Source organism: Streptomyces sp. 13-12-16 (assembly GCF_002114215.1).
Classification (GTDB): Bacteria; Actinomycetota; Actinomycetes; order Streptomycetales; family Streptomycetaceae; genus Streptomyces.
The window spans coordinates 1-10,158 of sequence record NZ_NCTE01000176.1 but is presented as its reverse complement, the minus strand read 5'-3'; the positions used below and the strand labels follow the sequence as shown (position 1 = coordinate 10,158).

The following is a 10,158-nucleotide window of genomic DNA, read 5'->3' as shown; positions in this document are numbered from 1 at the left end:
GCGCCCTCGCCGCCGCGCTGACCCCGACGTCCGCCGGGCCCGCCCGGCGGACCGGACCGGGCCGCGCGCCGCGGACCCGGGCGTGCTCCGGATCGGTGGCACGTACGTCTCCGCGCAGTCGGCCGGCGGAGGCATCGTCGTACGGCAGGCGTCCTCCACGGCGGCCCCGGACTCGGCGGCTCCGCGGCAGGTCCGGTCGGACACGCGTGGTCTCGGTGAGGTCCGGGCGCCGGAGATCGTGAGGGACGGCGGCCGCTACCGCATCCACTTCACGGCCGGGCGCGGCGCGGCCCACCGGATGTACGTGATCGGCTCCGCCGGGACGAAACCGGCCCTGCCGGACGACAAGCGGGCCATACGGCCGGCTGGGACCCGACGCCGCACGTCGACGGTCCCGGCCACCACAGCTTCTCGTGCCGCTGCACGGCGACATCGGCACCAGCCCGCCCGCCCGCCGGGCCGCGATTCCCGCTGATGTCCCACGCGGTGCCGAAGGGAACGCCGTACACCTGGGAGAACCGCTGCCGGTACACGGGCACGTTCTGCTGGTGGGGGAGCACCGCCTACAGCCGTGCCGGCGTTCCCGGGACGGACACCGACACCGGCTGGAGCCTCAGGTTCTTCGAGCAGGTCACTCCTCGGCCTGCGTGAACGGGCCGACTCCGGCCGCGAAGGCGTGGGCGGCGAAGCGTGCGCCGATGCGGCGGTGCGCGGCCGCGTCGGGGTGGAGCCGGTCGGGCAGCGGCAGTTCGGAGTGGTCCGCCTCGCCGTAGAGGTCACGGCCGTCGAGGTGGTGCACGTTCGGGTCGTCGGCCGCGCGCTGCGCCACGATGCGCTTCAGCTCGTCGCGGATGACGCCGAGCGTCAGCTTGCCCCCGGCCCGCTCCTCGGGGTCCCCCGCAGCGGTGAACAGGAGCCGCCCCTCACCGAGCCTGCTGAAGTCGTAGGCGGTGGGGCCGGGCGTGTCCTCGTGGATGGGGCACAGGATCGGCGAGACGACCAGCAGCGGTGCGGTGGGGTGGCCCTCGCGGATGGTGTCGAGGAAGCCGTGGACGGCCGGGGCGAAGGCGCGCAGCCGCATCAGGTCGGTGTTGACCAGGTTGATGCCGATCTTGACGCTGATCAGGTCGGCGGGCGTGTCGCGCATGGTCCGGGCGACGAACGGGTCGAGCAGGGCACTGCCGCCGAAGCCCAGGTTGACCAGTTCCACGCCGCCCTGTGCCGCGGCGAGCGCGGGCCAGGTCGTGGTGGGGCTCGCGGCGTCGGAACCGTGGCTGATGGAGCTGCCGTGGTGCAGCCAGGTCCTGCGGCCGAAGGCGGGTGCCGGCTCGACGGGGGCGTCGGTGCGCAGGGCGACGAGTTCGGTGGTCTCGTTGTGCGGCAGCCAGATCTCGACGGTCTTGTCGCGCTCGGGCAGGCCGGTGAAGCGGAGGGTGCCGGCGGGGCCGGCGCCGTGTTCGACCGCTCCGGTGCTCATGTCGATGGTCAGGGTGTTGCCGCCGGTCGCGGTCGCCCGGCCGGCCGGGCGACCGTCGACGAGCAGGTCGTACCGGCCGTCCGGGCGGGGCGGGGCACCGATGTAGACCCGTCTGGTGGGCAGGGTGTCGAGTTCGACCGCGGTCGCCCGGGTGCGGAAGACCAGTCGTACGCCGGAGGGCTGGGACTCGGCCATGGCGAGCTGTCCGTCGGTGTTCTGGGCGCGGGCCCGGGCGGGCAGGCGGTGGGGCAGGACCCCGTTCGCCGTGGGCTCCAGGTCGAGGGCGCCGCGCACGAGGTCCGCGGTGATGGGGGTGGTGGTCCAGGTGTACGGGGTGGAGGGCATTGTTTCCGTCCATGGGTCGGGCCGGCCGGAGGGTCCGGGAGTCGTGGTCAGGGCGCGGGCCAGTTGCGCAGGAGGGCGTCGAGCGCGTCGAGGACGCGTGACCAGGTCTCCTGGGTGTCCGGGGCGCTGTGGCTGAACCCTCCGCCCATCTCGATGCTGACGTAGCCGTGGAAGACGCTGCCCAGCAGGCGGACCGCGTGGGTCTGGTCCGGTTCCGTCAGGTCGTAGCCGCGCAGGAGGGCCCGGGTCATCTGTGCGTGCCGCACTCCCGCGCTGCCGGCGGCCGCTTCCGGACCGAGCCGGAACTGGGCCGCCGCATAGCGTCCGGGGTGCTCCCGCGCGTAGTCGCGGTAGACGTTCGCCAGGGCGGTCAGGGCGTCCTTGCCGGCCCGTCCGGCCAGGGCGTCGGCGGCACGGTCGGCGAGTTCCTCCAGGGCGAGCAGCGCGATCCGCGTCTTGAGGTCCTGGGAGTTCCTCACGTGGGAGTACAGGCTCGCCACCTTGACGTCGAAGCGCCGGGCGAGCTCGGAGACCGTCACCCGGTCGAAGCCGACCTCGTCGGCGAGCTCCGCCCCCGCCCTGGTCAGGCGTTCCGCCGTCAGACCTACGCGTGCTGCCATAACCATCCTCCCAATCGACTAAACCGAGTATGCATCTGCCTAATAGCTTTAGGCAAACGGGCCGGGTGTGATGCCCGTCGGGCCCCGTTGTCAGTGGTGGGAGGCAAGATGCGACGCATGACAACACCTGCAGCAGTGATCGTGGATGCCGCCGCCTACGCGCAGGCGGTCGAGGACGCCGTGCGTGCGGCCGCCGCCTACTACGAGGGCGGTACCTCGGCGCTGGACGACGACACCTACGACCGGCTGGTACGGGGGATCGCCGACTGGGAGGCGGAGCATCCCGACGGGATACTCCCGGACTCCCCCACCGGGAAGGTCGCCGGCGGGGCGGTGGAGGGCGACGTGCCGCACACGGTGCCGATGCTCAGCCTCGACAACGTGTTCTCCGCGGAGGAGTTCACCGCCTGGACGGCCTCCCTGTCCCGCCGTACCGGACGTGAGGCGACACGCTTCAGCGTGGGTCCGAAGCTGGACGGGCTCGCGATCGCCGCCCGGTACAGCGGCGGCCGGCTCACCCGGCTGATCACCCGCGGGGACGGGACGGCCGGGGAGGACGTCTCGCACGCGATCGGCACCATCGAGGGACTGCCCGAGAAGCTGGACGAGCCGGTCACCGTGGAGGTGCGCGGCGAAGTCCTCATGACGGCCGCCCAGTTCGAGCACGCCAACGAGGTGCGCACCGGTCACGGCGGGCAGCCGTTCGCCAACCCGCGCAACGCGGCCGCGGGCACGCTGCGGGCGAAGGAGCGCGTCTACACGGTTCCGATGACGTTCTTCGGCTACGGTCTGCTGCCGCTGCCCGACACCGACCCCGTCCTCGCCGAGAAGCTGAACGAGCTCGCGCACAGCGAACTGATGGCGCTGGCCGGCGAGCTCGGGGTGCACACCAGCGCCCGGACCGCCGTCCCGGACGTCGTCGCCGAGACCGTCGAGGAAGTCCTGGAGCGGGTCGAGGAGATCGCCGCGGTCCGCGCCGAGCTGCCGTTCGGCATCGACGGGATCGTCATCAAGGCCGACCTCGCCGAGGACCAGCGGGCCGCGGGGTCCGGCTCCCGCGCGCCGCGCTGGGCGATCGCCTACAAGCTGCCGGCCGTGGAGAAGATCACCCGGCTGCTGGAGGTGGAGTGGAACGTCGGCCGTACGGGCATCATCGCGCCGCGCGGCGTCCTCGAACCGGTCGTCATCGACGGCTCCACCATCACCTACGCCACCCTGCACAACCCGGCCGACATCACCCGCCGCGACCTGCGCCTGGGCGACCACGTCATGGTGCACCGGGCGGGCGACGTCATCCCCCGCATCGAGGCGCCGGTGGCCCATCTGCGGACGGGTGAGGAGCGGCCGATCGAGTTCCCTGCGCAGTGTCCGCGCTGCGGTTCGGACATCGACACCGGTGAGGAACGCTGGCGGTGCGCGCAGGGCCGCAACTGCCACCTGGTCGCGTCCCTCGCCTACGCGGCTGGCCGCGACCAGCTCGACATCGAGGGTCTGGGCGCCACCCGTGTGGTGCAGCTCGTCGAGGCGGGCCTGGTGGCCGATCTCGCCGATCTGTTCACCCTGCGGCGCGAGCAGTTGCTCGCCCTGGAGCGGATGGGCGAGACCAGCACCGACAATCTGCTCGCCGCGCTCGCCAGGGCCAAGGAGCAGCCGCTGTCGCGGGTGCTGTGCGCACTGGGCGTGCGGGGTACGGGGAGGTCCATGTCACGGCGCATCGCCCGTTACTTCGCCACCATGGACCACATCCGCGCGGCCGACGCCGACGCCATGCAGCGGGTCGACGGCATCGGGGCGGAGAAGGCGCCGTCGATCGTCGCGGAGCTGGCCGAACTGGCGCCGCTCATCGACAAGCTCGCCGCCGCCGGTGTCAACATGACGGAGCCCGGAGCCACTCCGCCGCCGCCGGCCGGTGCCGAGGACGACGCCCCGGCCGAGGGCGGCCCGCTGGCCGGGATGACGGTGGTGGTCACCGGCGCGATGACCGGGAAGCTGGAGAAGCTCTCCCGCAACGAGATGAACGAGCTCGTCGAGCGGGCCGGCGGACGCTCCTCCTCCAGCGTCTCCAAGAAGACCGCCCTCGTGGTCGCGGGCGAGGGCGCCGGCTCCAAGCGCGCGAAGGCCGAACAGCTCGGCATCCGCCTCGCCACCCCCGAGGAGTTCGCCGCCCTGGTCGCCGAACTCCTCGACTGAGCCGGCCGCCGGGGCCCGCGCCCGCCCGTCAGGGGGCGCAGGCCTCGGCGATGGACAGGCTGTTCTCGTAGAGGTGGTGCCGGGTGATCCGGCCGCCCTCCACGGTGAGGCGCAGGGCGAACGGACCCTGGAAGGAGCGGCCCGTCGCCCGTACCGTCCCCGACAGGTGACCCATCAGGACCGCGTCCTTCCCGTCGACGAGGAAGGTGTCGACGGAGGCGCGCGCGTCCTCGGGCACGGTGTGCTCCATCAACTCCGTGAGCTGGGCCGCGCATTCGGCGGCGGTGGACCGCGGGCGGATCCACGGGACGGCGGGATTCTCGGCGAGCAGCCAGTCGACCTCGTCGGCGAAGACCGCGGCCAGCCGCCCGGTGTCCCCGGCCGCCCGGGCGGCGAGGAACTCCCCCACGACGGCCCGGGTGACCTCGGCGGAACTCCCGTTGGTGACACTGGGGTCGATGGGCATGACGCTCCCCTCTCGGCTGCGGCCCGGAGCCCGGCGTGGGGTCTCCGTCGATGTGCTCCATCCTGCCGGAGGCGGATGGAGCGGGTCGATTACCTCGGACGTCATGCCCGGCCCATGCCTTCCACGGTCGTGCCGTGCCCGCGGCCCGCCGGGTGAGGGGGCGGGCCGGGCGTCGGGTGCCCTTCTCCACGGTGTCGAGGACCGTGCGGCCGGCCTCGGGCGAGAAGTCCGGCGGAGACCCGACGGCCGAGGGCTCCGGGGGCTCTGGGAGCTCCGAGGGATCCGGTGACGGCACAACGACCGGCGACTCCGGCGACTCCGGCGACTCCGGCGACTCCGGCGACCGGGAGCTCCCGGTAACTCCGACGACAACCCGACGGCCGGTAACTCCGGTGACAAGGATCTTCCGGATCTGTGTCGTGGGGCCGACCGCATGAGGGCTCGCGGTCGGCTTCCGCGGCGCCTCGCTCGCGTCCCGCGCGGTGACCCCCGTCGCCGTCCCCTCCCCGGTTCGGCGCGGTACGCCGACGAGCGTACGGACCGCCTGGGACAACGGACGCGCCCGGCCATCGAGGTCAGGATCCGACCTACTCGCCGCCTACCGTCGTGAGCGACCGACACCGACGGAAGGAGACCGTGATGACCGAGCGGACCGGCGCCGCACCCGAGGGTTACACCAGCGTCGCGCCCTGGGTGGTGACCGACGACACCGGGGCGTTCCTGGACTTCGTCGCCCAGGCGTTCGACGGCGAGGAACTCGGGCGGGTGGCGACCGAGGACGGGTCGATCGGGCACGGTGAGATCCGGGTCGGCGACACCGTCGTCCTGGCCTTCGACCGGCACGCGGACTGGCCGGTCCTGCCGAGCCTGCTGCGGGTGTTCGTCGCCGACGCGGACGCGGCGTTCTCACGCGCCGTCGCGGCCGGGGGCCAGGTCGTCACACCGCTGTCGGACAACGCCTTCGGGCAGCGTGGCGGGCGGGTCAAGGACCCCTTCGGGAACATCTGGTGGGTGGTCTGCCATGTCGAGGACGTCTCCGAGGACGAGATGTGGAAGCGCCTGCGGGACCCCGTGTACGCGGAGGGCATGCGGGTGGCGCAGGCGACGCTCGACGCCGAGCTCACCGGCCGGCGCCACGGCCGGAGCAGCGCGCCCGTCAGGACGGCCGGCTGACCGGACCGTCGCGGTCCCCACCGGCGTCCGGCGGGCGTTCGAAGAAGGTCTCCAGGACCACCGTCGCCTGTGTCCCGCTGACCCCGTCGATCGCGTACAGGCGGCGCAGCACGTCCTGCAGGTGCTCGGTGGTGGCGGTGCGCACCTTCACCAGGACGGAGGAGCTCCCCGCGATGACGTGCGCCTCCTGGATCTCCGGTACGGCGGCGAAGTCCTCGGACCTGTCCCCCATCCACGCCGTGGAGTCGACCAGCACGAAGGCGAGGACCCCGCGGTCGAGTGCCGCGGGGTCGACGTCGACGGTCGTGGCCCGGATGACGCCCTGCTCGCGCAGCTTGCGCACGCGCTCGTGCGCCGCGCCCGCCGACAGGCCGACCGCCGCCCCCAGAGCGGCGTACGGCTGTGTCGCGTCCCGCTGGAGCAGCGCGATCAGCCGCCGGTCGATGTCATCCAGTCGTCTCATGTGATGACCGTACCTGATTCAGCGGTATGCGTGTTACGTTGCATCAGATCCTGATCACTCTCTGCGAGGGGACGCCATGCCCACCAACGGCCCGTACGAGATCCTGGACGACCGCTTCCGTACCGGACGCTGCGCGAACGGCGACAGCAGGCTGGAAGTCCTGTACGACGGCTGCCGCTGGGCGGAAGGCCCGCTGTACCTGCCCGCCTGGCGCCAGCTGGTCTGGAGCGACATCCCGAACGACCGCATCCTGCGCTGGGACGAGGCCACCGGCACCGTCGGCGTCTTCCGCACCCCGGCCGGTCACAGCAACGGCAACACCGTCGACCGGCAGGGCCGCCTGGTCACCTGCGAGCAGGGCAACCGCCGGGTGACCCGCAGCGAACCGGACGGCACCGTGACCGTCCTCGCCGACCGGTACGACGGCAAGCGGCTCAACAGCCCGAACGACTCCGTCGTACGCTCCGACGGCACGATCTGGTTCTCCGACCCGGACTTCGGCATCACCAGCGACTACGAGGGCCATCGCGCCGAGTCGGAGATCGGCGCGTGCAACCTGTACCGGATCGACCCGCTGTCGGGGGACGTCCACCTCGCCGCGGACGGGCTCGAGGGGCCCAACGGGGTCGTCCTGTCCCCCGACGAGAGCCGGCTGTACGTCTCCGACTCGCGGGCCGCCCGGATCCACGCGTACGGCATCCGCGAGGACGGCACCCTCTCCGGCGGCGAGGTCTTCGCCGAGGGCCGGGGCGGGGTCCGCTTCGACAACATCCGCTTCGACGACGAGGGCCGTCTGTGGGCCGCCGCCCTCGACGACGGCGTGCATTGCTACGACCCCGACGGCACCCTCATCGGGAAGCTGCTCGTGCCCGAGCCCGTCTCCAACATCGCCTTCGGCGGACCGAAGAACAACCGCCTGTTCATCACCGCCACCACCTCCCTGTACTCCCTGGTGATGTCGGTGACCGGGGCTCCGCGCCTCTGAACGGGCTCTACGGGAATCCCGTTCGCCGCGCGGGCATCGACGGTCGGCGTCTCGGCCGCCCGGGCCCGCGCACGGGCCCCCACCGCCCAAGGACCGGTGCTTCTCCCGCCCCCCCGTACACCAAGCCCCCGCGCGGGATCCGCTTCGTCCGAAACACCCGTGTTCGATGTCGCTCCCTGCCTCGTCGAGCCTCGTGCGGTCGTCGTTCACACCGTCGACCAGGCAGGGAGAAATGCCGTTGACCCACGAGAACACCCGCGCCGTCCCGCCCCCGCCGCCCGCCTACGGCTGTCCCAGGACCGCTGGGACGTCCGGGCCGGGCGGTGCGGTGAGCGGTGGCCATGGTCCTTTCCCGAGGTCCGCGGGTAGACCCCCTTGAGCATGCCCGCGGCGACCACGATGCCGACCCGCTCCCCGGTGCCCGCGCCGGTCATCGCCGCGGTCCCGACGGGACGGTCGTCGTGTCGTGGCCGTCGGCTTCGGCTTCGGGGCAGCTCTTCAGCAGCTCGGCGTCGATCACGGCGTCCAGATGGTCCTTGAACCACTGATTGGGGCCGGGCCGCCGGTCCACCGCGGTGTCCACGGCGGGAGGGAGCTGTACGAGCGTCATGTCGGCCTCCAGAGACAGAGAAGTGACGGGCATATAGTAGCACGGTCGTGCGTTTACTTTTCCGACCTCTCGGAGAACAATCTGAGCGAACGGTCGTTCTGATATTCCGAGCTCCGAGCGACCAGGAGGCGTACATGGATCCCGCCGTGTCAGCTGTCGGTACCGCCCCGGACGACGGGGGCGCGGGACGAGGCGGAGAAGCTGTTCGACCTCTTCCGCAAACCCCTGGGACGCAGCGGACCCCGCCCCGACGAGCGCCCGGTCATGGAGCGGGCACGGACCGGCGAGCTGACCGTGGGCGGCAGGAAGGCCGTCGTCTACCGCTGGGGCACGGGGGAACGCCCGGCGCTCCTCGTGCACGGCTGGGAGTCGCGCGCCTCGCGCTACGCCGAGGTCGTCGGCCGGCTGACCGAGCCGGGGTTCAGCGCGGTGGCCTTCGACGCGCCGGGGCACGGCGAGTCCGAGGGCGACACCACGAACCTCCTGGAGTACCGCGACATCATCATCCGGCCGCACGACGCCCACGGGGACTTCGGAGCCGTGGTGGCACACTCCTTCGGGGTGCCGGCATCCGTCGTCGCCCTGCGGCAGGAAGCCGGCGCGGGACGGCTCGCGGCGATCAGCCCGGTGCCGGACTTCGCCTGCCCGGTCGACGCGTTCCGCCATCGGATGCGCCTGTGCCAGGAGCAGGACGCCGAGCTGCGCGGCCGTATCGAGCGGGACCTGTATCCGGGCGAGGACATGTGGCGGCGCTTCACGGTCTCCCCGGCCCGACCGGCCCGCGGCTGCCGGTTCTCGTCGTTCACGACGAGAACGACGAGGCGGTCGAAGTCGAGTGGGCGAGCCGCCTCGTGGCGGCCCACGGGCAGCGTGCCCGGTTGGTGACCACCCGCAGCTTCGGCCACCGCCGGATCCTCGGGTCGCCCCGGGTCAGCGCCGAGGTGGCCGCGTTCGTGGCCGCCGGGGCCGGGCTGGAAGCCGGGGCGACGGTGCGGTGAGTGGCCTCCTCGCCGGCAAGCGGGTACTCGTGACGGGGATCCTGATGGAGTCCTCGATCGCCTTCCACACCGCCCGGCTCACCCAGGAGCAGGGCGCCGAGGTGGTGCTCACCGGCTACGGCCGTCTCGGCCTCGTCGAACGCATCGCCCGGCGCCTGCCGCACCCGGCGCCACTGATCGGGCTCGATGTGCGCAGCACGGAGCACCTCGACGGCCTCACGGACCGGATCCGGGAGTGTGCGGGCGAGGACGCGCGACTGGACGGCGTGGTGCACTCCTCGTCTTCGCGCCGCAGGACGCCCTCGGCGGCGACTTCCTCGCCACCGGGTGGGACTCCGCGGCGACCGCGCTGGAGGTGTCCGCCTACTCCCTGAAGTCACTGGCCATGGCTTGTCTGCCGTTGTTCGAGGAGCGCGGCGGGGCCGTCGTGGGACCGGACTTCGACGCGCGGACCGCGTGGCCCGCGTACGACTGGATGGGCGTGAGCAAGGCGGCCCTCGGGGCGACCTCGCGCTGTCCGGCCCGGGATCTCGGTGCCCGGGGCGTCCGCTGCAATCCGGTCGCGGCCGGCCCGGTCAGGACGACGGCGGCCAGGTCCATCCCCGGGTTCGACACCTTCCGGAAGGTGTGGAGCACGCGTGCCCCGCTCGCATGGGACCTGACCGACCCCGAGCCGGCCGCTCGCGCGGTCGTCGCCCCGCTGTCGGACTGGTTCCCGCGCACGACGGGCGAGATCGTGCACGTCGACGGGGGCGTGCACGCCATGGGGGCCCGACCCCGGAGGCCCCCGCCGCGGCGGGGCCGACCGCCGTGCCCGGCGCCGGACGAAGC

Annotated in this window: 10 protein-coding genes and 2 pseudogenes; 7 read left to right on the top strand and 5 right to left on the bottom strand. The window is 72.7% G+C overall.

Annotation, left to right across the window (positions count from 1 at the left end; genetic code table 11):
* Positions 1–475: pseudogene (locus tag B7767_RS47250) on the top strand (hypothetical protein); the annotation flags it as partial.
* 156 nt (positions 476–631) lie between these two features.
* Here the strand turns inward: B7767_RS47250 and B7767_RS08360 are convergent.
* Positions 632–1,822: a GDSL-type esterase/lipase family protein gene (locus tag B7767_RS08360; RefSeq protein WP_085571611.1), complete on the bottom strand. Its 1,191-nt coding sequence runs from the start codon at positions 1,820–1,822 to the stop codon at positions 632–634.
* Positions 1,823–1,869: 47 nt separating this feature from the next.
* The gene (locus B7767_RS08355; RefSeq protein WP_085571610.1) at positions 1,870–2,442 is read right to left on the bottom strand and encodes a TetR/AcrR family transcriptional regulator; all 573 of its coding nucleotides are present in this window, start codon (positions 2,440–2,442) and stop codon (positions 1,870–1,872) included.
* 117 nt (positions 2,443–2,559) lie between these two features.
* Between B7767_RS08355 and ligA the strand changes: the two genes are divergently transcribed.
* The gene (gene ligA, locus B7767_RS08350) at positions 2,560–4,632 is read left to right on the top strand and encodes an NAD-dependent DNA ligase LigA (protein ID WP_085571609.1); all 2,073 of its coding nucleotides are present in this window, start codon (positions 2,560–2,562) and stop codon (positions 4,630–4,632) included.
* A gap of 28 nt (positions 4,633–4,660) precedes the next feature.
* On the opposite strand, the gene B7767_RS08345 is transcribed toward ligA, so the two are convergent.
* Positions 4,661–5,098, bottom strand: coding sequence for a nuclear transport factor 2 family protein (locus B7767_RS08345; protein ID WP_085571608.1), 438 nt, complete (start codon positions 5,096–5,098; stop codon positions 4,661–4,663).
* Positions 5,099–5,737: 639 nt separating this feature from the next.
* On the opposite strand from B7767_RS08345, the gene B7767_RS08340 reads away from it, so the two are divergent.
* Entirely contained in the window at positions 5,738–6,271 is a 534-nt protein-coding gene (locus B7767_RS08340; protein ID WP_085571607.1) for a VOC family protein, read from the top strand.
* Here the strand turns inward: B7767_RS08340 and B7767_RS08335 are convergent.
* A complete protein-coding gene (locus B7767_RS08335; protein ID WP_085571612.1) occupies positions 6,255–6,725 on the bottom strand; it encodes an Lrp/AsnC family transcriptional regulator in 471 nt (156 codons plus the stop codon). The two genes, B7767_RS08340 and B7767_RS08335, sit on opposite strands and share 17 nt — an antisense overlap.
* An 85-nt stretch (positions 6,726–6,810) precedes the next feature.
* Here B7767_RS08335 and B7767_RS08330 point away from each other — a divergent pair, with 85 nt between their 5' ends.
* Positions 6,811–7,719 carry an SMP-30/gluconolactonase/LRE family protein gene (locus B7767_RS08330; RefSeq protein ID WP_085571606.1) on the top strand — a complete coding sequence of 303 codons (909 nt, stop codon included), beginning with the start codon at positions 6,811–6,813 and terminating at the stop codon, positions 7,717–7,719.
* 430 nt (positions 7,720–8,149) lie between these two features.
* Here the strand turns inward: B7767_RS08330 and B7767_RS08325 are convergent, their stop codons facing one another.
* A complete protein-coding gene (locus tag B7767_RS08325; protein WP_179167070.1) occupies positions 8,150–8,362 on the bottom strand; it encodes a hypothetical protein in 213 nt (70 codons plus the stop codon).
* A 231-nt stretch (positions 8,363–8,593) separates the two neighbouring features.
* On the opposite strand from B7767_RS08325, the gene B7767_RS08320 reads away from it, so the two are divergent.
* The 3 genes and pseudogenes from B7767_RS08320 to fabI all read left to right on the top strand — a co-directional run.
* Positions 8,594–9,214, top strand: a complete 621-nt coding sequence (locus tag B7767_RS08320) for an alpha/beta hydrolase (protein ID WP_085571604.1) — start codon at positions 8,594–8,596, stop codon at positions 9,212–9,214.
* Positions 9,115–9,327, top strand: a complete 213-nt coding sequence (locus tag B7767_RS47845) for an alpha/beta hydrolase (RefSeq protein ID WP_256923358.1) — start codon at positions 9,115–9,117, stop codon at positions 9,325–9,327. The genes B7767_RS08320 and B7767_RS47845 overlap by 100 nt, the downstream gene beginning before the upstream one ends.
* A pseudogene (gene fabI / locus B7767_RS08310) lies at positions 9,324–10,158 on the top strand (enoyl-ACP reductase FabI); the annotation flags it as partial. The gene B7767_RS47845 and the pseudogene fabI, both read left to right, overlap by 4 nt.